At 45.3% G+C, this 24,780-nt stretch carries 22 protein-coding genes; 20 read left to right on the top strand and 2 right to left on the bottom strand.

What is annotated here, in order from left to right; all coding sequences use genetic code 11:
- The 3 genes from LDK34_RS11570 to LDK34_RS11560 all read left to right on the top strand — a co-directional run bounded on the left by LDK34_RS11570 (position 1) and on the right by LDK34_RS11560 (position 4,230).
- A complete protein-coding gene (locus LDK34_RS11570) occupies positions 1–855 on the top strand; it encodes a methyltransferase domain-containing protein (RefSeq protein ID WP_178943450.1) in 855 nt (284 codons plus the stop codon).
- Positions 856–1,332: 477 nt separating this feature from the next.
- Positions 1,333–1,845, top strand: a complete 513-nt coding sequence (locus tag LDK34_RS11565) for a tRNA (cytidine(34)-2'-O)-methyltransferase (RefSeq protein ID WP_161004398.1) — start codon at positions 1,333–1,335, stop codon at positions 1,843–1,845.
- Positions 1,846–1,881: 36 nt separating this feature from the next.
- Complete coding sequence (locus tag LDK34_RS11560) at positions 1,882–4,230, top strand: DNA translocase FtsK (RefSeq protein WP_236941859.1); 2,349 nt, start codon at positions 1,882–1,884, stop codon at positions 4,228–4,230.
- A 174-nt stretch (positions 4,231–4,404) separates the two neighbouring features.
- Here LDK34_RS11560 and LDK34_RS11555 read toward each other — a convergent pair whose 3' ends face one another.
- Together LDK34_RS11555 and LDK34_RS11550 are read right to left on the bottom strand one after the other, a co-directional pair.
- Positions 4,405–4,527 (bottom strand): DUF4044 domain-containing protein, encoded by a 123-nt coding sequence (locus tag LDK34_RS11555; protein WP_017262803.1) that lies wholly within the window; start codon positions 4,525–4,527, stop codon positions 4,405–4,407.
- A 108-nt stretch (positions 4,528–4,635) separates the two neighbouring features.
- Entirely contained in the window at positions 4,636–5,592 is a 957-nt protein-coding gene (locus LDK34_RS11550) for a magnesium transporter CorA family protein (protein ID WP_236941858.1), read from the bottom strand.
- 118 nt (positions 5,593–5,710) lie between these two features.
- Between LDK34_RS11550 and LDK34_RS11545 the strand changes: the two genes are divergently transcribed.
- The 17 genes from LDK34_RS11545 (at position 5,711) to LDK34_RS11465 (ending at position 24,614) form a co-directional block, all read left to right on the top strand.
- On the top strand, positions 5,711–6,073 hold the full coding sequence (locus tag LDK34_RS11545) for a DUF3397 family protein (RefSeq protein WP_178942276.1): 363 nt from the start codon (positions 5,711–5,713) through the stop codon (positions 6,071–6,073).
- 286 nt (positions 6,074–6,359) lie between these two features.
- Positions 6,360–6,791: a division/cell wall cluster transcriptional repressor MraZ gene (mraZ, locus tag LDK34_RS11540; protein ID WP_178942277.1), complete on the top strand. Its 432-nt coding sequence runs from the start codon at positions 6,360–6,362 to the stop codon at positions 6,789–6,791.
- A 63-nt stretch (positions 6,792–6,854) separates the two neighbouring features.
- Positions 6,855–7,832, top strand: coding sequence for a 16S rRNA (cytosine(1402)-N(4))-methyltransferase RsmH (rsmH, locus tag LDK34_RS11535; protein ID WP_178942278.1), 978 nt, complete (start codon positions 6,855–6,857; stop codon positions 7,830–7,832).
- A gap of 82 nt (positions 7,833–7,914) precedes the next feature.
- Positions 7,915–8,292 (top strand): cell division protein FtsL, encoded by a 378-nt coding sequence (ftsL, locus tag LDK34_RS11530; protein WP_017262808.1) that lies wholly within the window; start codon positions 7,915–7,917, stop codon positions 8,290–8,292.
- Complete coding sequence (locus LDK34_RS11525) at positions 8,292–10,457, top strand: penicillin-binding transpeptidase domain-containing protein (protein WP_178942279.1); 2,166 nt, start codon at positions 8,292–8,294, stop codon at positions 10,455–10,457. The genes ftsL and LDK34_RS11525 overlap by 1 nt, the downstream gene beginning before the upstream one ends.
- A gap of 395 nt (positions 10,458–10,852) precedes the next feature.
- Positions 10,853–11,821, top strand: a complete 969-nt coding sequence (mraY, locus tag LDK34_RS11520; RefSeq protein ID WP_178942280.1) for a phospho-N-acetylmuramoyl-pentapeptide-transferase — start codon at positions 10,853–10,855, stop codon at positions 11,819–11,821.
- Positions 11,822–11,957: 136 nt separating this feature from the next.
- Complete coding sequence (gene murD, locus LDK34_RS11515) at positions 11,958–13,340, top strand: UDP-N-acetylmuramoyl-L-alanine--D-glutamate ligase (protein ID WP_178942281.1); 1,383 nt, start codon at positions 11,958–11,960, stop codon at positions 13,338–13,340.
- Positions 13,337–14,452, top strand: coding sequence for an undecaprenyldiphospho-muramoylpentapeptide beta-N-acetylglucosaminyltransferase (gene murG, locus LDK34_RS11510; RefSeq protein WP_178942282.1), 1,116 nt, complete (start codon positions 13,337–13,339; stop codon positions 14,450–14,452). Before murD ends, murG begins: the two co-directional genes overlap by 4 nt.
- Positions 14,453–14,501: 49 nt before the next feature.
- Positions 14,502–15,494, top strand: a complete 993-nt coding sequence (locus LDK34_RS12650) for a cell division protein FtsQ/DivIB (RefSeq protein WP_236941857.1) — start codon at positions 14,502–14,504, stop codon at positions 15,492–15,494.
- 234 nt (positions 15,495–15,728) lie between these two features.
- Positions 15,729–17,063 (top strand): cell division protein FtsA, encoded by a 1,335-nt coding sequence (gene ftsA / locus LDK34_RS11500; protein WP_178942284.1) that lies wholly within the window; start codon positions 15,729–15,731, stop codon positions 17,061–17,063.
- A 19-nt stretch (positions 17,064–17,082) separates the two neighbouring features.
- Positions 17,083–18,375, top strand: coding sequence for a cell division protein FtsZ (gene ftsZ / locus LDK34_RS11495; RefSeq protein WP_178942285.1), 1,293 nt, complete (start codon positions 17,083–17,085; stop codon positions 18,373–18,375).
- A 121-nt stretch (positions 18,376–18,496) separates the two neighbouring features.
- Entirely contained in the window at positions 18,497–18,925 is a 429-nt protein-coding gene (locus LDK34_RS11490; protein ID WP_161004386.1) for a cell division protein SepF, read from the top strand.
- A 35-nt stretch (positions 18,926–18,960) separates the two neighbouring features.
- The gene (locus LDK34_RS11485) at positions 18,961–19,230 is read left to right on the top strand and encodes a YggT family protein (RefSeq protein ID WP_178942286.1); all 270 of its coding nucleotides are present in this window, start codon (positions 18,961–18,963) and stop codon (positions 19,228–19,230) included.
- A gap of 9 nt (positions 19,231–19,239) precedes the next feature.
- Complete coding sequence (locus LDK34_RS11480) at positions 19,240–20,028, top strand: YlmH family RNA-binding protein (protein WP_236941856.1); 789 nt, start codon at positions 19,240–19,242, stop codon at positions 20,026–20,028.
- 67 nt (positions 20,029–20,095) lie between these two features.
- Complete coding sequence (locus LDK34_RS11475; RefSeq protein WP_178942288.1) at positions 20,096–20,848, top strand: DivIVA domain-containing protein; 753 nt, start codon at positions 20,096–20,098, stop codon at positions 20,846–20,848.
- A 369-nt stretch (positions 20,849–21,217) separates the two neighbouring features.
- Positions 21,218–24,007: an isoleucine--tRNA ligase gene (gene ileS, locus LDK34_RS11470; RefSeq protein ID WP_178942289.1), complete on the top strand. Its 2,790-nt coding sequence runs from the start codon at positions 21,218–21,220 to the stop codon at positions 24,005–24,007.
- Positions 24,008–24,329: 322 nt separating this feature from the next.
- The gene (locus LDK34_RS11465; RefSeq protein WP_178942290.1) at positions 24,330–24,614 is read left to right on the top strand and encodes a bacteriocin immunity family protein; all 285 of its coding nucleotides are present in this window, start codon (positions 24,330–24,332) and stop codon (positions 24,612–24,614) included.
- Positions 24,615–24,780 lie beyond the last annotated feature (166 nt).

Here is a 24,780-nt window from a genome sequence, read left to right as displayed (position 1 = left end):
ATGAAAAAAATTGATCGTGGTGCCGCTTATCTGCAAGAACATTTGGCAATGTTTCGTTGCCCAGTTTGTGAGACGCCTTATGAAAAAATCAGTGGTCACACACTTAGTTGTCCGAATGGCCATACATTAGATTTAAATAAAAAGGGCAGTGCCACATTTCTCAAACATAATGTGGTGACTGAATACGATGAACCGATGTTGGCCGCCCGACGGCGGATGCTGACAGCTGGGCTGTTTGTGCCGATTGTAAAAGCTGTCAATCAACAATTGCCATCACAGGGTCAACGGATTCTTGATGTTGGCACCGGAGAAGGGACACCGTTTGTGCAGTTGGATCAGGAACGCAACAATCCTGATGATGTCCTCATTGGGTTTGACCTGTCAAAGGCAGGAATAAACCTCGCAACACAGTTGGATTCTAAAGCCTTCTTTTGTGTTGCTGACTTGGCACAACTGCCATTTACAGATAATGCGTTTGATGCGGTGATGGAATTCTTTTCGCCATCGGCCTATCGTGAATTTGAACGTGTTTGTCGACCGGGTGGTAGCCTGATCAAAGTGGTGCCCAATGCGAACTACCTGGTAGAGTTGCGGCATGCTTTATATGACGAATCGGCCCCGCAGTATCAGTACACGAATGATCGGGTAGTGGAGCTGTTTGCCGATCACTATCCGGCCATGCAACAAACGACGGTGAGCTATAACTTTCCCATCGGCAAGAACCGCATTGCCGATATGATGGCAATGACGCCATTAAGTTGGGGGAGTGATGATGCTCATCGTGCGGCATTGTTGGCCAATCCAGTGGACACCGTGACCGTTGACGTTAGTGTGCTAACTGTTCAAATGCCGTAGATGCTTGGATAAGGGCGGCTGAGGACTGTCAGACGGGCGTTGAATGCAGTCCCAGACCGCTTGCGAAGTTAACAAACTAGTGCTAATATGCTTATGGAATCATTTGGAGGTCAATATCGAACAGATTCGTTAGTGGCTTTCAGATTCGGACTTCATTAACGTAGCGTCTCGCCGTATGCCATTACCGAGATGACTACGTTTTTTTAGTCTCTGATTCTAAAAAAATCACTTTAGTGTCAGTGCGAATTGTTGTTATGACGGTAAACGCTGGCGCTGGGTGTGCTGCTGATTTTAGTTTTCTGGGAAATGCGTTCGCTCATCTCATCGTAATGGTAGTCATGTGAGAAGAGCGACAGTCAAGCCGATGAAGACTTTTTAAGAGTGCCGTAATTATCGAAGTTGAGCAGTAGAAGTAAGTTACAATGATGTATATGGATGTGCCAAAAAAGGTCATAAAGGTTAACAAGGAGAAAGATAATGACGAATCACATTGCTTTATTTGAGCCATTGATGCCTGCTAATACAGGTAATATTGCCCGCACTTGTGCTGGGACGGATACTGCTTTGCATTTAATTGAACCATTGGGCTTTTCCACCGATGATGCGCATTTAAAGCGGGCAGGATTGGATTATTGGGATAAAGTCGACATTACGTACCATGAAAATTTGCAGGCTTTCATGGCTGCCATTCCAGAGGGTGACGAACTGTTTCTTGTCTCGAAGTTTGCCAAACAAACGTATGTTGATCCCGACTATACGAAGCCAGACCATGATTATTGGTTCCTGTTTGGCAAGGAAACGACAGGATTGCCAGAGCCATTCATGCGTCAACACCCTGATGAGGCGATTCGAATTCCTCAGGATGACTCACATATCCGTGCGTTGAACTTATCTAATTCAGCTGCGATTGTCATCTATGAAGTCGTTCGTCAGCAAGGCTTCAACCAGTTGGAACAAACACACTGGTACAAAAACGACAAACTCAAGTAGCCCTCACAGTTACCGTGTTGAAAGGAGTCTGACAGCGTGCCAGCAAAGAAAACGACGCGCAGAAAAACGACCAAACGGCCGCGAACATCTAAGAAAAAACAGGATTTTAAATATACAAAGAATATTATTGGCTTTGCCGTAGCGTTGCTTGCGCTGTTTGCCTTGTTAAGGTTAGGCGTTGCGGGGGTGTTTCTAGCCAACATTCTGTCGATTTTTGTCGGCAACACAAATCAGGTACTTGCAATCATCCTTATTGCAATTGGATTGATCGTCGGCATTCCTGGCAAATGGCCTAAGTTACCTGTCAAACGGGTCATTGGTGGGTCACTTGTTTATCTGGGTGTCCTTGTTTACGACCACTTGCGATTATTCACTAGCCTAAATTACCATGCTCATTTTGTTTCATTGACGTGGGGGATGCTCGGCGATAATTTGGCGGGCGGTACATTAAATGGCAAAGTCGGCGGCGGCATGATTGGTGCCTACGTTTATGCTGCGAGTGAACATTTAGTTGCTAACCTGGGGACGGCAATTTTTTCGACGATTTTGTTATTTGTCGGCGCAATGTTTCTACTGAATATTCCCTTTGCCGTGATTGGTCATGGTATCGTGGTCACTTGTCAACACCTCGTACTGTGGGCAAAACAGGGTAGCTCACGATTGCACGACTTTATTTATGCGGCGGTTGAGAAGAACGCGACACCGGATCAACCAATTGATGCGCAGTCGACAGATCCGGAGCAATCGCAGCCCGAGAGCCAAGCTACTTCGTTGGCGCCTAAGCGAACCCGCCGTGCCGCCAAGCAACCAGAAGAAGCGCCGGCATCCGCTAGTTCGGCGCCGAAAACGCCTGTTGCGCCGGTAATTACCGTTGCTGCTGATCAAAATGAAGAGAGTGCACCAGCTCCTAAACAGGAGGAACTGGATCTTGGCGACCAGAGTGAGGATTTGAGCGATTATAAATTACCGACACCAGATCTGCTCACCAAGATTCCACAAACTGATCAAACGGATGAGCTCAACGCGATTGAGAAAAATTCGCAAACATTGCAAAAAACACTGGCCAGTTTTGGCGTTGATGCAGAAGTTAAGAATGTCAGTTTAGGACCGTCAGTGACGAAGTATGAATTGCACCCGGCTATTGGGGTCAAGGTGTCGAAAATCGTTAACTTGGCTGATGACTTAGCGTTAGCGTTGGCGGCTAAGGATATCCGAATCGAAGCACCCATTCCCGGTAAATCGTTGATTGGGATTGAGGTTCCTAATAAACAGATTTCGACCGTTTCATTTCGTGATGTTGCTGAGCATGAGCCGGCTCATCCTGGCAAGGTGCTGAGCGTGCCGTTGGGTCGTGATGTGACGGGTAATATCGTGATGTGTGATTTGACGAAAATGCCGCATTTGTTGATTGCTGGATCCACTGGTTCAGGGAAGTCAGTGGCAATCAACGGGATCATTACCAGTCTACTCATGCAGGCAAAGCCAAATGAAGTAAAGTTTATGCTAATTGATCCAAAGCGAGTTGAACTATCTGTTTATAATGATATTCCTCATTTATTGACGCCGGTTGTTTCCGAACCCAAGCGGGCGGCCAAGGCATTGCATAAAGTGGTTGATGAAATGACGCGTCGTTATGAGCTGTTTGCGAACTTTGGTGTTCGTAATATTGATGGTTATAACAAATTGGTCGAGCAAAACAATGCCAACCCTGAGGATAATGTGGCACAGACACGTTTGCCGTATGTGGTCGCCATTGTTGATGAACTGGCTGACTTAATGATGACTGTTTCATCTGAGGTTGAAGACGCCATTATTCGGATTGCCCAGATGGGCCGGGCAGCCGGCATTCACATGATTCTGGCAACGCAGCGGCCATCTGTTGACGTCATTACCGGATTGATTAAAGCGAATGTGCCATCGCGAATTGCGTTTGCGGTTTCTAGTGGTATTGATTCACGCACGATTCTAGACGCCAACGGTGCTGAAAAGTTGCTTGGTCGTGGAGATATGTTGTTTGAACCGATTGATCAAAACAAACCGACGCGTGTACAGGGTGAATTTATCTCTGACAAGGATGTCGCGGCAGTTGTTGATTTTATCAAACAACAACAGACGGCTGAGTACGACGGTAGCATGGAAGTTAGCGACGAGGAACTGAAGGAAGACAGCGATGAGGACCGGGCGGACGAAGTTGATGAACTTTATAACGATGCCGTTGCTTTTGTTCAAGATCAACAAAAGGCATCCACCTCGTTGTTACAACGTCGCTTCCGAATTGGCTATAACCGGGCTGCTCGAATGATTGATGACATGGAGGCCCGCGGCATTGTTGGTCCAGCCGATGGTTCACGACCACGTCAAGTTTTCTCGAAAAATGACGCTTAAGAGTAGTAGTGATGTTTGCTAGGATTTAAATCTTGTTAAGAACCAACTTTTGAGTTCTTATAATTGATAATCTAAAACGACATTATTACTAATTGATTTAGTGGTAAAACAAAACAGTCCGTTTGAAATGTACATTGTACATTTCAAACGGACTGTTTTAAGTTGTTAACCTATTTAGAACAAGTTAAGTGGCTGCAAGGCTGCCAATACAACCCCACCAAGCGTAAGGATGATCATGACCCAAACGACGACCATTGTGAGTTTTTCGAAGCCACTGCGTTTCTTTTTACCTTGCATAACTTTACCTGTCTCCTTAATTGTTTGTACTGTCTTAAAAATTTATCCTTAATGTTACCGTGTTCCGTACAAAAGCACAAGGGGCAACAAAAATGTTGATGTGAAAAGCTAAAACCAGTCGTGACGTTTGAGAATCCAAGCAGTAATCGCACAGACAATAATCGTAAAGCCCATTACCAGTGAGAATGCATGTGCGATGTGGGCGAATGGAAGATCGACGTTCATTCCGTAAATGCCACCGACAATGGTTGGAATAGTCATGATCAGCGTAACAGAGGTCAATAGTTTCATGACTTCGTTTAAGTTATTTGAAACAACGGAGGAGACCATGTTGCTGTACTGTTCCAGAATATTATTTTGAATAATGGTCATCGACTGGGCCTGATCAGTTTCAATCATAATTTGCGCCAGCAATTCGTGAAAATGAGGGCCATTAAAATAATCTTGTGCAGACGAGATCTGATCTAAAATTGGTCGGTTATCTTTTAACGCACTATCGAATAAAACGAGCGACTTTTGCAATCCCATAATTTTATAAATTTGTTCATTACGGGTGGCCGTGGTCAGCTCACGTTCAAGACTAGTCGTTTCCCGTTCACTGAGCGACAGGGCGTGAACAAACGAATGGGCGATGTACCAGCCGAAACGGAGGATAAAATCTTGTCGATCGGCGATCCGAATCGTTGCGTTATCTGGATTCATGATGAAGTCGTTAATGAAGGTTGCTGGCTGTTTAGATACTGTGATAACGGCAGAGTCAGTGAGGATAAATGAAAACGGAAAGGTTGTAAAGCTGAGGTAGCCTAGCGGGCTCACTTCATATTTCGGAAATTGAAGTAACAGATGCAGCGGTCGTTCGGGGCGTTGCGGATCAATTCCGTCGACTCGAGAGTTTTCCCGATCATCTAAAATAGCGCTAATATAGGTTTCCGGAAAATTATAGCGGTGAGCTAGTTGGCTGATTTCGTCATGAGTCGGGCGTTCAACGTTGATCCAGCAATCTTGTTGAGGCGCGTTGACCGGAATTAAATTACCGTTTTTATTGTTTGCGTAGTATTCAATCATAGGAGCCTCCGGGGTAAGTTAGCGTGTTAGTGGTAGTGACACACGCTGAATCCACGAATTGCGTGTCAAATTTCAAACCAGTATACTAACACTGTTGAAAAGAAATGAGGTGACCGCAGTGGGGTGGACAAATCAACTATTAATTCAAATTCTAACATTGATATTACTGTACATCATTCTGTCGGTGTTACGAATGATTTCTAAAAATAATTGGCCGACATGGATTCATCCACTTGATGTGTTGTTGCCAGTGTTAATTGTAATGAGCGCCATCGTGTTATCTGCAGTGAGTGTGCGGCCGTTATTTCTTTGGGCCGTGACACTGTGGCTGATTATTGGTGTGGGTGTGGTGTGGCAAACTTTTCGTGGCCGTCAACTCGTTCGCTACCGTACGTTTTTGTTGATTTATTGGCGTGTGAGTGACTTAGTATGGCTGGTGATTTATATTTTAGCGATTATTAGTGCCATTATTCACCACTAAAGAGCGTGTATTTGAATATTTTACCCACCAATCCCCACTTTAGGAGAGGTGAGTTTAAAGGGTCGTGAAAGACTGCTGAAATAGCATTCTTTCACGGCTTGTTTTTTTTGCAGCCACGTTCTGTGACAAAATTACTACATTTTTTCTAAGTACGTGGTGAATAGTGGGGGATTGTGGTAGACTTTTTTATAGCGAGAAGGATGATTGATTTAACTGCTGTTAAACCGTTTTCATTCGATTTTCACAGCGTCAGTTGACTTAAAAATGGAAGGGATGGTGATCGAGCGTGTTTATCGGAGAATTTCAACACAATGTTGACGATAAAGGTCGTCTCATCATCCCGGCTAAGTTTCGTAATCAACTCGGCGAAAAATTTATGGTTACTCGTGGGATGGATGGCTGTTTGTTTGGCTATCCAGAAGCAGAATGGGCTGCATTGGTCGAAAAGACCCAGACATTATCGTTAACTAAACGTGACGCACGTGCATTCTCTCGTTTCTTGTTTTCTGGCGCGACAGAATGTGAATTCGATAAACAGGGCCGCATCAATATTCCGACACCGTTACGGAACCATGCAAAACTGACTAAAGCCTGTGTCATCGTTGGGGTTTCTGACCGGTTTGAAATTTGGGACGCTGACACATGGCAACAGTACAATGAGTCCACCGAAGCTAACATCGACGACATTTCGGAATCAATGGGCGACTTTGACTTTTAGTTTTTAAATAATTGAGCACTTAACACGATGGCTTTAACACAGAATGCGCAAAGGAGGGGTGACATGGCAGAATTTAATCACGTAACTGTTTTGTTGAATGAAGCAGTTGCAGGCTTGGCCGTGAAACCCGACGGTATTTATGTGGATTGCACATTGGGTGGCGGTGGTCATTCTGCAAAGATTCTTTCACAACTAACGACAGGTCATTTATATGCTTTTGATCAAGATGAAACGGCCTTAGCATACAATCGCCAACATTTGGCAACTGCAATTGCTAACAACCAGGTAACCTTGATTCAAGCTAACTTTCGAAATATTACTCAGGAACTTGCTGAGCGTGGCGTTCAACATGTAGATGGCGTGTTATATGATCTCGGTGTGAGTTCGCCACAGTTCGATGATGCGCAGCGTGGCTTTAGTTACAGGTTGGACGCACCTCTGGATATGCGAATGAATCAGGAACAGGATTTGTCCGCCATGCAAGTCGTTAACGAATGGGATTACGCGCGGTTGGTTCGGATTTTGTATCGCTATGGTGAAGAGAAGTTTGCCAAACAAATTGCCCGAAAAATTGAGCAACAACGTGCGGTGGCACCGATTGAAACAACCCTTCAGCTAGCTGACCTGGTCAAATCCGCTATTCCAGCCGCGGCTCGCCGCCATGGTGGTCATCCAGCAAAGAAGACATTTCAGGCCATTCGGATTGCGGTTAATGATGAATTGGGTGCGTTGGAAACATCGTTAGAGCAAGCCTTAGCACTCTTGAATCCCGGTGGCCGCATTAGTTGCATTACGTTCCAGTCCTTAGAAGATCGGTTAGTTAAAACGATGTTTAAGGAGCAAACAACGGTGCCAGAATTACCAGCAGGATTGCCAGTGATTCCAGCAGACATGCAACCGGATTATCACCTGATTACACGTAAACCGATTGAGGCCAGCGAGGCTGAGTTAGCCGCTAACCGTCGGGCACACAGCGCTAAGCTGCGTGTGATCGAGCGTAATGAAACAAATACCGATTCAAAACATCAACTGTTGAGGTAGTCGGTAGGTAAATTAGTCGTTTGTCATTACATTAAAAAATCGTCTGTCGTCCAGACTTACATAGTTAAGGAAGTTGATTAACATGGCACAGAATTTAGCACAGTCACAACCATATGAGCAGCCTAGTGTTGCCAAACCGCTCCGTCAGCCCCAATCGGTTGAACAGCCAGCCGTTCATCAGAAACGGCTCCCGATTTCAGGATTCGAGATTCTATTGAGCATAATTTGTGGTATTGTTGTTGTATGTTTCGCCGTGAACATCATTCATTCTCAAATCGAGATTACGAATGCACAGCGTAATTTACAAACGACACAAACACAGTTGACAAAGGTCAATAATGCCAATGCTTCCGCAACTCAGGAAATTAGTGAGTTGTCCAGCCGTTCTCGATTGGACGCAGTGGCACAGAAAAATGGGTTGACCTTAACCAGCCAAAACATAAGGAATGTCAGTAAATAATGAATAAAGATTCCAAACGAATGTCCAGTCCAGATAACACCCGTTCAAACAGACGTCACTTCGGTAACGTATTGCTTGTTGCAATTCTTGCGGTGTTTATCTTGCTGGGCGTTCGTTTTGTTTATATTGCAGTTGGCAAACATGTGCAGCATGTGAGTTTGTCCAAACAAGCGCAGGCGCTCTATACCGAACAGCAAACGATTCACGCTAAGCGGGGGACCATTTATGATGCTGACGGCAATCCAATTGCAATGGACACCAATACGTACACGGTGTATGCCGTGCTAAACAAACATCAGGTCTCAACCACGGGCAAACCGCTTTATGTAACAGACAAAGATAAAGTGGCTAAGGTACTTAGCAAAACGCTCAACATGAGCTCGAGCGAGATTTTGAAGATCCTGAACCCCAGCAATAAAAACACCTTCCAGGTAGAGTTTGGATCGGCCGGTAAGGATTTGTCTGTGGCAACTAAACAGGCGATTCAGAAAGCTAATCTAAATGGGATCGCGTTCACAACACAAAGTGCACGATTATATCCGAACGGGATTTTTGCTAGTCATATGATTGGTTACGCACAGCCGACCACCTTGGCCAACGGGGCCAGTTCACTGATTGGTAAAATGGGGATTGAACAGCAGTTGAATCGGCAATTATCTGGTGAAAATGGTGTTAAGCAGATTAAACATGATTCATTAGGCTATACATTGCCCAATTCACAGCGGAATAAACGCAGTGTGAAGAACGGCGACAATGTGTATACGACACTGAATCCTGATTTGCAGAATCTGTTAGAAAATCAAATGCAGATTTTGTACAGCAAGTTGCAGCCTAAAAACATGGTGGCCATGATGGTTGATACCAAGACTGGAAAAATTTTGGCGGCTACCCAACGGCCAACGTTTAACGCGTCGACGATGCAGGGCCTGGGCGACCAGTGGAATGATTTGCTGGTTTCAGATCCTTATGAACCCGGTTCGACCATGAAGAGTATGTCCTTAGCGGCGTCAATTGACTCTGGCAACTTTAAGGGCAGTGACACCTACCAATCTGGCCGATATAAGATTGGTAACGCCGTGGTTCCTGACTGGAATCCAGCAGGTTGGGGCACAATCACTTATTCCAAGGGATTCGATCTTTCTAGTAACGTGGCGATGGCTCATTTGGAACAACAAATGGGGGCCAACACTTGGAAAAAGTACATTCAGAATTTTGGTTTCTTAAAATCAACGAACAGCGGTTTGCCAAACGAAGCGCATGGTGCCATGCAATTCACGCAACCAATCGAGCAGGCAAACACAGCGTTTGGACAAGGGATTACCGTGACACCAATGCAACTCATGCAGGCGTACACAGCTGTTGCCAACAACGGGAAGATGTTGAAGCCATACTATATCAACAAGATTGTTGATCCCAATACCGGCAAGGTTGTTTATCGCGGTAAACGGCAGGTTGTTGGCAATCCAATTAGTGCTGAGACGGCCAAAAAGGTGCGTCAACACATGACAGACTACGTTTACAAGTCCTACGGGATGGGGAAAGACTTCAAGATTGCTGGCTACAAAGTGGCAGCCAAGACTGGGACGGCTCAAGTGGTTGGTGACAATGGTCAATACATGGACGGAATGGATTCAACTTTGAACTCTGTAATGGGGATGGTTCCCGCGAAGAATCCACGTTACTTGATGTACGTGACCGTTAATCAGCCTAAGAAGGTGCCAGACAAGCTGATTACACAGTGGGAAAACGATGTCTTTAGTCCCGTCATGACAGAAGCGTTAGCGATGGACAAGGATACGGCATTACCAGGAAAAGCAACTAGCACAAAGGTGCCAAAGTTAGTGGGCACAAACGTTGATGACGCTAAGCAGCAAGTTAGTGACCTTTCACTGACACCGGTAGTGATTGGTGATGGTAGCAAGGTCACAGCGCAGTCTCCTTCTGAGGGTAAAAAGACGCTGACCAATCAGCGGATTTTCCTCCGTGCTGGTGACAATTTGACGATGGCGGATATGAAAGGCTGGTCAATGGGCGATGTCCTTGAGTTTGCCAAGCTAACGGGATTGTCTGTGCAAACTTCTGGTAGTGGGTATGTGACAAGTCAAAGTTTGCCGGCTGGCCGCACCATCCAGGAAGGAACCGGTGTGACTGTGAAATTTAAGTAACACCGCAATTGTTTTCGTGTAAAATGAAAGAGTGATGCCTTACTTCGGGTGAATCCGAGCAATAAGATACAAGGCGAATGATTCGGTGGTTTTCCGAATGCTTTGACTTGTGGCTTATGCACAGGATTCAGAAGTCAGGTGCACGTTTAAAAGAGTGATGCCGAAGCCCTGGGAGAAACTGAGCAATAACGTGGAAGACGAAGCGTTCGGTGGATTTCCGAATGAGGCGGCTTTCGGGTTATGCGCAGGCTTCTGGGCGACAGGTGCACGTTTAAAAAGAGTGGTGCCGAAGCTCGGTAAGGTCCGAGCAACAACGTGAAAAGGTCTTAACTTCGGCAGGGTATTTAAAAGCGGATTGTTCTAATAACCGCACAATTAAAGGGGTAAGTAGAGTTATGCAAGTTCGTATTTGGCTTTGGTCGTTAATCATTGCGTTTGCAGTGACCGCAATTTTTCTACCGTTTTTGATTCGTTATTTCAGAGCACACGGCGAGGGCCAAACGATTTGGGAAAAAGGCTTGAGTTGGCATGAAAAGAAAAACGGCACGCCGACAATGGGTGGCCTGATGTTCATTACTGCCAGTGTTGTGGCAACGTTAATTGTTGGTATTTGGCAACATGTGTTGAATGGTAGTTCTGGAATTCTTCTATTTACGTTAGTATTCTACGGATTACTAGGGATGTGGGATGATTCTATTAAAGTGTTTAACCGTCAAAACGACGGGTTAAAGGCCTGGCAAAAAATGCTCGGTCAGATTGTTGGGGCCATTGTTTTCATCATTGTGTTCTCTTATGAAGGCTTTTCAATGAGTCTTCGTGTCCCATTCATTGGTGATGTTCCATTAGGCGTCGGCTATGTCTTGTTTGCCATTATTTGGTTGATTGGCTTTTCAAACGCTGTTAACTTAACGGATGGTTTGGACGGTTTGGCAACAGGACTTTCAATCATTGCTTTTCTGGCCTATGGCATTATCGCGCAACATCAGCGGCAATATGGCGTAATGGTTTTCTGTTTGACGGTGGTTGGTGCACTGGCTGCCTTCTTGATTTGGAATCATAAGCCTGCCAAGATTTTCATGGGTGACATGGGGTCGTTGGCACTTGGTGGCGCGTTGGCAGCTGTGTCATTGCTGCTTCACCACGAGTTATCCTTGTTATGGGTCGGTGGCGTGTTTGTCATTGAAACAGCAACAGTTATGATTCAGGTGAGCTATTTTCACATTACGCATGGCAAACGGTTGTTTAAGATGACGCCGATTCATCACCAGTTTGAATTAGACGGATGGGGTGAATGGCGGATCGATCTTACTTTTTGGGCAATCGGTGCCGTGCTTGCCGCAACTGGTGTATGGGCAATGTGGTAAACGTCGTTTTGTTATTTAAATGCGGAAATCTCCGCAGTACATATAAGTTTTTATGCCGATCATGTTAAGGGGTATCCCGTCATGATCGGCATCGTGGTATGGTTAAACTAATATAGAAGAGAAAAGGGCGATCAGTGTGAAGCAAGTAACAACGTATGAGAATGAGAAGGTATTGGTTTTAGGATTAGCTAAGAGCGGGGTGAATGCGGCTCGGTTACTTAAAAAACTGGGTGCGTTTGTCACAGCTAATGATGCTAAACCGTTTGATGAAAACCCGGATGCTAAGGAACTGGTTAGTGATGGTATCAAAGTGGTTACGGGGAGCAACCCGGTTTCGTTGTTGGACGAAGACTTTAGTCTGATCGTTAAAAATCCAGGAATTCCATATTCAAATCCGCTGATTCAAGCTGCTCAATCGCGTCATATTCCAATTATCACAGAGGTAGAGCTAGCTGCCCAAGTTAACGACGCAGAGCTTATTGGCGTGACCGGGACTAACGGAAAAACGACCGTTACCACGATGATTACCGAAATGTTGAATCAAGATCGTCCAGTGGGAAAGGCCAAATTTGCCGGTAATATTGGTGTGCCAGCCAGCCAGGTTGTCCAGACCTTGACCAAGGACGATGTGATGGTGACGGAACTGTCCAGTTTCATGTTAACAGGCATTAAAACGTTGCACCCACACATTGCTGTGATCACAAACATGTACACGGCTCATATTGACTGGCATGGCAGTCGTGAAGCCTACGTAGCTGCAAAAATGCGGATCACGATGAACCAAACGGCCGATGACTTTTTGGTGATGAATTGGGATCTGCCTGAACAACATGAACTAGCAAAGCAATCCAAGGCGCAGATCATTAAGGTTTCCCGAAAGGGCGCAACTGGTGCGGATGCTTACGTTGCAGATGGTCAGTTAATGTGGCGGGATGAAGCTATCTTACCGGTTGACCAAATTAACGTACCCGGGATTCAAAATGTTGAAAATGCTTTAGCTGCCTTAGCTGCTGCTAAAGTGGCTGGTCAAAGCAACGCAGCGATTGCCACCACCCTAAGTCATTTCAATGGCGTGCGGCACCGTTTGCAATATGTATTAACGTACAAGGATCGCAAATTCTATAACGATTCAAAAGCAACTGACATTGAAGCTACGCAAATGGCCTTACGTGGTTTTAAACAGCCCGTTGTCTTGATGGCTGGTGGTTTGGACCGTGGCTTTACATTTGATCGGTTGGTCGACGATTTGAAGGCGCACGTTAAGGCTGTTGTGTTGTTTGGTCAAACAAAGGACCTGCTAGCTGACGCAGCTAAAAAGGCTGGTATTACGGAAATTCACTTTGCCGATGATGCGGTTGCAGCAGTTCCTGAAGCGTACAAGTTGAGTCAACCAGGGGATGTTGTGTTACTGTCACCAGCAAATGCTTCTTGGGATCAATTCCCTAGTTTTGAAGTACGGGGCGATAAATTCATTAAAGCAGTCGAACAACTTAGTGGAGAAAAGGAGCAACAGGCATGAGATTAATGGTATCTGGCGGTGGTACCGGAGGTCACATTTATCCGGCATTAGCGCTTATTGATGACTTAGTCGCCAAGGATCCAACGGCGAAGGTTTGTTACGTCGGCACACACCGTGGATTGGAAAGCAAAATTGTGCCTGCCCGCGGGATTCCGTTTGAAACAATCAAACTACAAGGCTTTTCTCGCAAACTGAATTGGCACGGACTGACGACCAACATTGAAACAGTAAATTTGTTTTTACGCGGTGTTCGTGATGCACGTAAAATCATCAAGGATTTTCAGCCGGATGTTGTGGTTGGCACCGGCGGCTACGTGAGTTCTGCGGTTTTATATGCGGCTAGTCGTATGCATATTCCAACGTTAATTCATGAGCAAAATTCAGTGGTCGGTGTGACAAACAAGTTCTTGTCACATTTCGTTGATCAAATTGCCATTGCGTTTGAAGATGCTCGAAGTCAATTTCCTGGCAAAAAGGTGATTTTTACAGGTAATCCGCGAGCACAGCAAGTGGCTCAAATGCATAGTGACTTTCAGTGGGATAGTTATGGCTTACAGAATGATGTGCCGACATTGCTTATTTTCGGCGGCAGTCAGGGAGCATTAAAAATCAATGCGGTAAGTGAACAAGCAATTCCTAAGTTTAATGATCGGCACTATCAGGTTGTGTTCGTGACGGGTCAAAAGCGTTATGACGACGTTATGGCCCAAATGAAGAAAGATGACATCACACCAGCAGCCAATGTTGTTGTGAAGCCTTACATCAGCAATATGCCGGAAGTGTTGCCACGCGTAGCCGCCATCGTTGGCCGGGCTGGAGCCACCAGTCTGGCTGAAATCACGGCGTTAGGGATTCCCTCAATTTTAATTCCGAGTCCTTACGTTACTAATGATCATCAAACCAAGAACGCCCGTAGCTTGGTCAATGTTGGTGCTGCGGAAATGATTACCGAGGATAGTTTGACGGTCGACCACTTAATGAGTGTCGTAGATCAGTTGATGAAGGATGATGACAAGCGTCAGCAGATGGCGGTTGCCGCTAAAAAGATGGGTGTGCCAGATGCGGCTGATCAATTATTGGCGGCAGTCATTAAACTGACACGCCAAAAGTAAGTCATTTAATTAGGCGATTTTAACGTTTACGGATTGAACAATAGAGGAGGTGGCGGCCATCGCTAACCGTGTTGAATTAAATAAACGACCGCCCCGCCACCGGTGGTTTCCCTGGCGTAAGAAAAAACGAACAATCAGTGTCGTGAAGGGTGACCATCAAAAAGGTGATACAGGCGCTAAAAAAGTACTGAAACCGATTAAAAAGTCATTACCTAAACCGCCACGTCCGGATGCGCAGAATCGTCATCGACGCAATGTGATGACCGGCGGGTTTATGACCGTGATTGTGATCCTTGCGATTATTGGTTCGCCGTTGTTTTCACTTAGCAAAATCAGTGCGCCTGCAACCCGCAATTTGACTGGCACACAAATTGTTCGGGCAAGCGGGTTACAGGTGGGTCAGCCACTGTGGACTGTTTGGGGACATCAACAGAAAATTTTTAACACGGCTAAGGCGAATAACGATATGATTCATCATTTGACGATCTCACGTGATGGTTTCCGCGGCGTTAAGCTGAACGCCGAAGAATATCGCCAAGCAGGCTATTTGTTACGCAAAAGCAAGTATTACGTTGTCATTGAAAATGGGCGGATCTTATCAACTGCCTTATCCCGGCCAGTAGCGGGTTACCCTGTGTACAGTGGCTTTAGTCACGACGATACGTTTGCAACCGTGATCAAACAGTATGCTGGATTAAGTAGTGATATCAAACGGGGCATTTCACAGATCGATTTGTCACCGACGAAGAGTAATCCCGAACGCCTTCATATGTTCATGAATGATGGCAATGAGGTTTATGCAACGGCTGCTACATTTGGTTCAAAAATGAAATACTATCCGGAGATTGTTGCCCAGATGAACGGTAAGGGAATCATTAATCTCGAGGTTGGTGCCTACTCTTATCCATTTGGATTCGATGACAATGCTGTTTCAAGCAGTGACAGCGGCAACTCGAGCTCCCAAAGTACCACTACAGGTAGTGTGACCACAACGACCGGAAATGCGGCTAGCAGTGCCGTCAATCAACAAAGTTCGCACTAAATTGATGACAATTTAGTCATGATTTTGCCAGAATAGAAAAAAATGTTTAAAACGCCGTTCTTATGCGGCGTTTTTTTAAATCCGGGTGCGAAAGAGCGTCTAAGTATGGTAAACTTTTAATTAATTGGTGTCGGAGCGAAAACGCTGTGATTCGCCATGTAACTGCAAAAATATGAAACTTAAAATGGACTAAATTTCATGAAACAAAAAAAGTAAATGGGAGGTTCCGGTAGGATGGATAATGCGGAAATTTTCGTTGGGCTAGACATTGGAACCACCGCGATTAAGGTCATTGTTGCAGAAAGCAATAATGGTGAAATGAATGTAATTGGCGCTGGCACGCAACCGTCACGTGGTCTTAGCCGTGGCGTGATTGTTGATATTGACCAGGCTGCAGGTGCGATTCACGCAGCGATTGAACAAGCTGAACAAAAGGCTAACGTTCACATTGACTCTGTGATTTTAGGCATTCCGGCTAATCAACTTAAAATCGAACCGGCAAGTGGCATGGTAGCCGTTTCAGAAGGCAACCAGACTCGTGAAATTACAGATCGCGATGTTCAGAACGTGACGAATGCGGCGCTTTTACAAAGCTTACCACCTGAACGTGAGATAATTTCAATTACGGCAGATGAGTTTGTGGTTGATGGATTCGACGACATTCAGGATCCCCGTGGCATGATGGGTGTTCGTCTGGAAATGCATGGCACTATGTATACTGGTCCTAAGACTATCGTGCACAATGCCAAAAAGGCTGTTGAGCAGGCTGGTTTACATGTTGCAGATGTTACGGTTACACCCGTTGCTTTGGGCCAAACCGTGTTGAACGACGGTGAACAAGACTTTGGTACAGTGATCATTGATCTCGGTGGTGGACAAACTACTGCTGCAGTTATTCATGATCACAAGTTAAAATACACGACCGTTGATCAAGAAGGTGGTAACTACATCACCAAAGATATTTCAGTCGTGTTAAACACATCACTGGCAGATGCTGAAAAGATTAAGCGGGATTATGGTTTTGCTAACACCGAGGATGCTAGTGAAAAAAATCAATTTCCAGTGACTGTCGTTGGTCAAAATAAACCTGTTCAAGTTAGCGAAGAGTATTTGGCAGAAATTATTGAAGCTCGATTACAACAAATATTCGAAACGATTCGGGCTTCATTAGATGAGGTTTCCGCGTTAGAATTACCAGGTGGCGTGGTCTTGACGGGCGGCGTTGCTGCCTTGCCTGGGATCGTTGAACTGGCTGAGGATATTTTGGGCGTTAACGTGCGGATTTACGTTCCTGAACAAATGGGGTTACGGCATCCGCAAAATGCGACGGCTTTATCCTTGATTACGTATAGTGGTCGTCAGTCAGAAACGCGCCGCTTAGTGAAGGATGCATTGATGGGCGAATTTGTGGCCCAGACAAGTCAGGCACCAGTGGCCGATGGACGCACACAACGTCAGCAGGTTGCTAATGAAGCGAGTCAACAACCGTCAGCAAAACCTAAGGCGCCAAAAGAAAAGAAATCCCGCACGAATCGTGTTGGTGATTTTATCCGCAACTTCTTTGATTAAGTATTTGGAGGAACCATAAATGGAAAACGCAGTGGACCAGAGCCAACCAATTGGCGCAAAAATTAAGGTCATCGGTGTTGGTGGCGGGGGTAGTAACGCCGTCAATCGAATGATCGATGAAGAAGTGGCCGGTGTTGACTTTATCGTGGCTAACACTGACCTACAGGCATTGAATGCAAGTAATGCCGCAACGAAAATTCAATTAGGACCAAAACTCACTCGTGGATTGGGTGCCGGTTCTAATCCAGAGGTTGGTCAAAAGGCTGCCGAAGAAAGTGAAGATGCCTTAGCAGAAGCACTCGCTGGCGCTGACATGATTTTTGTCACTGCTGGTATGGGTGGTGGTACTGGGAATGGTGCCGCACCTGTCGTTGCTCGGATTGCTAAGGAACAGGGTGCTTTAACAGTTGGTGTTGTAACCCGGCCATTTACCTTTGAAGGACCTCGTCGTGGCCGTTTTGCTGCTGAAGGGATTGCCAATTTAAAGGAAAACGTTGATACACTTATCATCATCGCCAACAACAGATTGTTGGAAATGGTTGATAAGAAGACACCAATGATGGATGCCTTTAAAGAAGCTGATAACGTGCTTCGTCAAGGTGTTCAGGGTATTTCAGACCTAATCACATCACCTGGTTACGTTAACTTGGACTTTGCCGATGTTAAGACAGTGATGCAGGATCAAGGGACAGCACTGATGGGCATTGGATCGGCATCTGGCGAAAACCGGACTGCTGATGCTACTAAAGCGGCGATTTCATCACCACTTCTGGAAGTTGCTATTGATGGTGCTCAACAAGTCTTGCTTAACATCACTGGTGGTCCAGACTTATCCTTGTTTGAGGCGCAAACAGCTTCAGACATCGTGGCACAGGCTGCAACTACTGACGTTAACATTATTTTTGGGACGTCAATTGATGAAAACTTGGGCGATGAAGTGCGGGTCACTGTTATTGCCACTGGTATTGATCACAAAAAAGCCGGTACACGCCAGGAAAACAAGGGTGGTCGTACGCCGTTTGACAGTACGCCGGCTGGTTCTGTTGGTTCAGCAGCGCCAAGCGAAGCGGCACCCGTTAACAACGATCCGTTTGGTAACTGGGACATCCGTCAGCAACCAACGACAAACAACCGTCCAGTTAGTCAACAGGCTGACAGTAGTGAGTTTGCCGGTGTTGAAAAACCAGATTTTGACGTCTTCAACGCTTCTGCTGCAAGCTCAGAAAGTAGCAGTAGCGATGACCAAAGCGAAGATGATGGGTTAGATTTACCACCATTCTTACGCCGTCGTCGGAATCGTAATAAAGACTAAACCTTGCTATTTAGGTAAAGTTCAAGTCAAAACACTTGCGGTCTGCTGTAAAAATCGTTAATTTAATGGTAACTTCAGGTCACTCATGCATTGAGTGACTTTATTGTTAGAGGGGATGAACATGGCATTTAGCTTTAGTAATTTCTTTGGGACTGATGAACTTGATAATCAACCGACACAACAGCAAACGGCCGATAAGACGGTGAGTTCACCGTCTTCTGTCAACGGTCGCCGACCAGCTAAGGTTGTGGATATGAGTGGTCGAAGTGCGTCAACCAATCATATTGCGTTGTTTGAACCCCGGATTTATTCTGACGTGAAGGGAATTGCGCAACAATTATTAGAAAATCAGGCGGTAATCATTAACTTTGATAAGTTAGATGATCAGTCCAGCAAGCGAATCGTTGATTTTTTGACGGGAACGGTGTTTGCCATTAGTGGAGAAATAAAACGGGTTGGCGATACTATTTTTCTTTGCACGCCCAATAATTTCGAAGTTTCTGGTGATCTGAGTTCTCGATTTGATCAGGATTCTTCGGCTTTTAAGTAAGCTACAGTGGAACCGCCGCGAATGGAGAAACGTAAGTGATTAGTTTTTTATTTACCATCCTTAACTGGGGTTTTGAGTTATACACGTTTGCAATCATTGTTTACGTGTTGTTATCGTGGTTTCCTGGTGCATATGCGACATCATTTGGGCAGTTTTTAGCAAGAATCTGTGAACCTTATCTGCGACTTTTTGATTTCATTCCCCCAATCTTTGGTTTAAGTTTTGCACCGGTCGTCGCAATTATCGTGCTGAGTTTAGTACAATACGGATTGTTTGGCGTATTGTCGACGGTTACGAGTTTTTAGGAGTAAACTATGGATGTTCAGGAGAATATTAATCAACATTTCCGACCTGAAGAAGCCCCGTTCATTACAGAGGCAGAAACATGGATTGCGACTGCGGTTAGTCAGTATCGACCGTATTTAACCGGTTTTCTCAATCCACGCCAAATTTATATTTTGCAGACGTTGGTTAATGGTCAGGATGGCGTTCGGGTTCACTTTAATGGTGGTTACTCATCGGCAGAGCAACAGCGCGCGCTTGTCTATCCTGATTATTATGTGCCACAGACGACCGATTTTGAGTTACAATTATTTGAAATCGTTTATCCAACCAAGTTCGCGGAGTTACATCATTCACAAATTTTAGGCACACTTGCCAATTTGGGGATTGATTCAACAATTTTTGGCGATATTGTGTCGGATAGCGGTATCTGGCAGGTGTTTGTTGCTGAAAATATGGCTTCTTTTTTTAAGCTTCAAGTTGATCATATCGGCAAGATTAAGGTTCACCTCAGCGAACGGGCGTTGACCGATGTGGTATTACCCAAGATTGATTGGGAGCAGGCGTCTGGTCTGGTTGCTTCACTGCGACTCGATGCGGTCGTTGCTGAGGGCTTCAATTTGTCACGCAACCGTGTTAAAAGCATCATCGAAAGTGGTGACGTGCGGCTAAATTGGATGACAAATCAACATCCCGATGCAGTGCTTGGGGCTGGCGACATGATTTCAGTGCGTCACTTCGGTCGGGTACGGTTAGATGCCGTAAATGGTAAAACTCGTAAAGATAAAATAAAAATCGACTTGTCAGTCGTGCGCAGTTAATTTATGCTTAGGAGTGTATGAAAACGTAAGTTAATTACGGATTTCGTTTCGGATGGAGGAAGTCACAATGGCATTAAGTCCAATGGATATTCACAATAAAGAGTTTACACGTAAGGGGCGTAATGGTTACGCCGCTCAGGAAGTCGATGATTTCTTAGATGAAGTTATCGCCAGTTATCAGCAAGTTTTGAACCAAAATAAAGACTTGCAGGATCAACTTGATAAAGCCAACCATAACTTGAGTCAATACGATGAAATGAAGAACTCATTGAATCAATCGATTTTGGTTGCACAAGAGGCTGCTGACAAAGTTAAGCAAGAAGCTAATACTCAAGCTAACAGTGTTTCTCGTGAGGCTCAACAACAGGCTCAGGCCGTTGTGGCTGAAGCTCAGGCTAAGGCTGGTCAGATTACTTCTGATGCAGCTAACAACGCCGCTCGTTTAAACAACGAAAGCAATGCTTTACGTGAAGAAACGAAGACGTTCCAGTCACGTTTGGCCGCTATGTTGCAGTCACAATTGGATCTTGTTCATTCAGACAACTGGAATGAATTATTGCAGCCAACTGGTTTAGAAAGTTATCCTGAATTACAGGATGCAATTTCGAAGACACGGCCATCGCATTTGGCGTCATCACCTGCAACTGTTGGTCAAACATCACCAGCACCAACCAGCGATAATTCACCAGTAACTGCTGATCAACCACAAACAGTTGTGATCTTCCCTGAAAACAGTGGCAATGGCAGTAATGCAAGCGAAGCGCAATCAGTAACGCGCGATGCTGAATCTACGTCGGCATCAGACGACCCAACTAAATAATTATTCATTTGAACACTAAAAACAATGCTTAATCGGCGTCCGAACAGCGAGCTGACATTATGGTGAGAGTTTAGCCGGCACCGTCGTTTAAGTTATCATTTTAGGTAATGCTGTTCTGAACGCCGTCATTGGTAGTAAGAGCAACCGGCGCCGTCCGCTATCCGGAAATAAGGAGTTTGGCTAATTGTTAACGCCATCGTCGCATTCTGTTGATGATTGACTTTTCAATGGCTACAGCTAAACTCAAACTTAGGTGGTACCACGATAAACTCGTCCTGATTAGATACAGGACGAGTTTTTTTATTTGATGTCTTTTTGGTGGTGCCAGTTGTTAACCATGATTTTAAATTAACTAAGGAGGACGATTAAATGCGCATTAAAGAGACCTTGAACCTGAATAAAACAGGTTTTCCGATGCGGGGCAATTTACCCGTTACGGAAGCTCAACGTCAAGCCGTTTGGGCTGAAAATAAAGTGTATGAACAGCGTCAAAAATTAAATGAAGGGAAACCAACGTTTGTACTCCACGATGGCCCGCCATACGCCAATGGTGACATTCATATCGGTCATGCGATGAATAAAATCAGCAAAGACTTCATTGTTCGCTACAAATCGATGAGTGGTTACCGTGCACCTTACGTTCCCGGTTGGGATACGCATGGTTTGCCAACGGAACAGGCACTGACGAACCAAGGTGTCGATCGGAAGTCAATGTCGACCGCCGAATTTCGTGAGCTTTGTCGCAAATTTGTACTTAAAGAAATTGACAAGCAACGGAATGGTTTCAAACGTTTAGGTGTGGCTGGTGATTGGGATCACCCATACATTACCTTACAGCCTGAATATGAAGCTGCCCAAGTCCGTGTCTTCGCTGAGTTCGTGAAGAAGGGCTACATCTTCCGTGGACAAAAACCAGTTTACTGGTCATGGTCCTCAGAATCTGCTTTAGCTGAGGCCGAAGTTGATTATAAAGACGTTGAATCGCCATCGGCATTCTTTGCTGAACAAGTGAAGGATGGGCACGGCTTATTAGATGACAACACTTACTTCGTTGTATGGACAACCACGCCATGGACAATTCCAGCTTCAGAGGGGATTACGGTTGATGCTGGGTTTGATTACGCTGTTGTACAGCCAAAGGGTGAAACACGTAAGTTTGTCGTTGCTGAACAATTGCTCAGTTCGGTTTCTGAGACGCTTGGTTGGGAAGACGTTAAGACGTTGCAAACCTTGAAGGGTGCCCAACTTGAGAAGATGACTGCTCATCACCCATATTATGATCGTGATTTACTGGTCATGAACGGTAACTTTGTCACACTGGATGCTGGGACTGGATTGGTCCACACAGCACCTGGTTTTGGGGAAGATGACTTCAACGTCGGAACTAAGTACGGTCTGCCTGTCTTTTCACCAGTTGATGGTCAAGGGAAGATGACTGCTGATGCGCCTGGTTTTGAAGGTGTCTTCTACGAGGATGCTAATCAAATCAGTTTGGACAAACTTAAGGAAAAGAACCTGTTACTTAAGTACATGCCATATACGCATAGTTACCCATTTGACTGGCGGACGAAGAAGCCGATCATTTTCCGGGCAACGCCACAGTGGTTTGCGAGTGTCTCTGCTTTCAGACAAGACATTTTGGATGCTTTAGATGATGTGAAATTCTACCCAGATTGGGGCAAACGTCGTCTGTATAACATGATCAAAGATCGTGGCGACTGGGTTATCTCACGTCAGCGGGCCTGGGGTGTTCCATTACCAATTTTCTACGCCGAAGATGGCACACCAATCATGACACCAGAAACAATCGACCATGTTGCTGATCTTTTCGCCAAGCATGGTTCCAACTACTGGTTTGAACATGATGCTAAAGAATTATTGCCTGATGGCTTTACCTCTGAACATTCACCCAACGGTCAGTTCACAAAGGAAACCGACATCATGGATGTTTGGTTTGATTCTGGTTCTAGTCACCAAGCTGTGTTGGCAGCACGGCCTGAATTGACGTATCCGGCTGATCTGTATCTTGAAGGATCGGACCAGTATCGTGGTTGGTTCAACTCTAGTTTGATCACGTCTGTTGCTGTTTCTGGTAAGGCACCGTACAAGGCTGTTATGAGCCAAGGGTTTACGTTGGACAAGAACGGCAAGAAGATGAGTAAGTCAATCGGAAATACGATTGCACCTGACGAAATCATCAAAAAGATGGGTGCTGAAATTCTCCGTTTGTGGGTCGCATCTGTTGATTCATCTGCTGACGTGCGGGTCTCGATGGAAAGCTTCACGCAGATTTCCGAAAGTTACCGGAAGTTACGGAACACAATGCGGTTCATGTTGTCGAACGTAACTGACTTTGATCCCGCCAAGAACACGGTACCATATGCTGACTTGGCTGGTGCGGACCGTTACCTGCTCAGCCGGTTGAACGACCTGGTAGAACAGGTGCGCGCAGATTATGAGAAGTACGACTTCATTGATTTATACAAACTGCTCTTATCATTTGTAACCAATGATTTGTCGGCCTTCTACCTTGATTTTGCCAAGGATATTTTGTATATCGATGCAGCAGACTCAAAGACGCGTCGGAGTATGCAAACAGTGCTTTATCAAGTGTTGGTTCGGATGACGACCTTGATGACGCCACTATTACCACACACGGCTGAAGAAATCTGGCCATTTTTGCATGAAAAACCAGAATTTGCGCAATTAGCAGAAATGCCAAACGTAGAACCTGAATGGCAAAATGAGGCTCTGATCGGTCGCTGGGCAGACTTTATGACGTTACGTTCCGACGTCCTGAAGTCACTTGAAGAAGCGCGTGACGCTAAGCTGATTGGCCGTCCAATGGAAGCTGCGCTGGATTTGTATGTGAGTGATCATAACGCTGAGATGCTCGAACACTTACACAGTAACGTGGCACAGCTGCTCATTGTGTCTCAACTTCAGGTTCACCCGTTGTCAGAAGCACCGGAAACGGCTGACAAGTATGAAGACGTTGCGGTCGTGGTAAGCCATGCCACCGGTGATGTTTGTCAACGATGCCGGATGATCAAGCAGGACGTTGGTTCTGACGATGCTTATCCAGCTTTATGTGCCCGTTGTGCAAAGATTGTTCGTGCTGAATATCCTGAATCAGTTACTGAAGGATTAGAGAAGTAGGCTTTTTGTAAATGATCTTCGTATGATTAGGACTGGATAATCAGATAAGGTATCTCTGAAAATGATTCCTGATATAAAAAAGATTTCATTCCTGTTTTGGTTGGGAATGAAATCTTTTTAGTTTAAAGGCTAAAGTGATCTTTTTAGGAGTAAATTCTTTGATTCGGATTCAAACGGCCCTGCCAATTAATAACTTACATTGTGTAAGTCGTTTGACCATGCAAATTACAGTTAAGGTGTTACAATAGCCTCGGTAAAAGAGTGATTGAGGTTGTTATTGAGGGAAAAGCTCGATAGCACGGTGACGAAGGGGGTTTAAACCATGACGACAAGTATTCAGTCCATTCAGGTTATTCTGGCTAAGATGCAAGCAGCGCTTGATGATCCGGCTTTGGCAGATCGTCCTGAATTGACGCACTTATTGCAACAGCAGCGAGGGCGCTTAAATTCTGGCGATTATGGCACCGAATTACGGCATTTGCAAGGCTTGTTAAGTCGTTATGCGTTGACCCACGCATTTGACGTACCAAGTAGCGTTCAACGGTTAAATGTTGAACTGATTCGGCAGTTACGTGGTTTTGACGTATTGCTGGCTACACAACGGTAGTCTGGTTAACAAAAAAATCGATTTCCCTGAAGGTGTTATTGAAGTGAACCCCCAAGGTTGGACAACAAATTCAACCTTGGGGGTTTTACTATGTCTAAATTCACTTTCGAGTTTCGTACAAAGGTGGTCACTGAGTACCTGACCGGTAAAAGCAGCACTTCTCTAG

Origin of the sequence: Furfurilactobacillus milii (genome assembly GCF_021654115.1) — a bacterium.
Lineage (GTDB): Bacteria > Bacillota > Bacilli > Lactobacillales > Lactobacillaceae > Furfurilactobacillus > Furfurilactobacillus milii.
This window is presented reverse-complemented; position numbering and strand designations above follow the sequence as displayed.

What these genes read in the sequence shown, in the direction of transcription:
- LDK34_RS11570 (WP_178943450.1), top strand. Translation starts at nt 1, where the DNA reads ATGAAAAAAATTGATCGTGGTGCCGCTTATCTGCAAGAACATTTGGCA.
- LDK34_RS11565 (WP_161004398.1), top strand. Translation starts at nt 1,333, where the DNA reads ATGACGAATCACATTGCTTTATTTGAGCCATTGATGCCTGCTAATACA.
- LDK34_RS11555 (WP_017262803.1), bottom strand. Translation starts at nt 4,527, where the DNA reads ATGCAAGGTAAAAAGAAACGCAGTGGCTTCGAAAAACTCACAATGGTC.
- LDK34_RS11550 (WP_236941858.1), bottom strand. Translation starts at nt 5,592, where the DNA reads ATGATTGAATACTACGCAAACAATAAAAACGGTAATTTAATTCCGGTC.
- rsmH (WP_178942278.1), top strand. Translation starts at nt 6,855, where the DNA reads ATGGCAGAATTTAATCACGTAACTGTTTTGTTGAATGAAGCAGTTGCA.
- ftsL (WP_017262808.1), top strand. Translation starts at nt 7,915, where the DNA reads ATGGCACAGAATTTAGCACAGTCACAACCATATGAGCAGCCTAGTGTT.
- LDK34_RS11525 (WP_178942279.1), top strand. Translation starts at nt 8,292, where the DNA reads ATGAATAAAGATTCCAAACGAATGTCCAGTCCAGATAACACCCGTTCA.
- mraY (WP_178942280.1), top strand. Translation starts at nt 10,853, where the DNA reads ATGCAAGTTCGTATTTGGCTTTGGTCGTTAATCATTGCGTTTGCAGTG.
- murG (WP_178942282.1), top strand. Translation starts at nt 13,337, where the DNA reads ATGAGATTAATGGTATCTGGCGGTGGTACCGGAGGTCACATTTATCCG.
- ftsA (WP_178942284.1), top strand. Translation starts at nt 15,729, where the DNA reads ATGGATAATGCGGAAATTTTCGTTGGGCTAGACATTGGAACCACCGCG.
- ftsZ (WP_178942285.1), top strand. Translation starts at nt 17,083, where the DNA reads ATGGAAAACGCAGTGGACCAGAGCCAACCAATTGGCGCAAAAATTAAG.
- LDK34_RS11490 (WP_161004386.1), top strand. Translation starts at nt 18,497, where the DNA reads ATGGCATTTAGCTTTAGTAATTTCTTTGGGACTGATGAACTTGATAAT.
- LDK34_RS11480 (WP_236941856.1), top strand. Translation starts at nt 19,240, where the DNA reads ATGGATGTTCAGGAGAATATTAATCAACATTTCCGACCTGAAGAAGCC.
- LDK34_RS11475 (WP_178942288.1), top strand. Translation starts at nt 20,096, where the DNA reads ATGGCATTAAGTCCAATGGATATTCACAATAAAGAGTTTACACGTAAG.
- ileS (WP_178942289.1), top strand. Translation starts at nt 21,218, where the DNA reads ATGCGCATTAAAGAGACCTTGAACCTGAATAAAACAGGTTTTCCGATG.
- LDK34_RS11465 (WP_178942290.1), top strand. Translation starts at nt 24,330, where the DNA reads ATGACGACAAGTATTCAGTCCATTCAGGTTATTCTGGCTAAGATGCAA.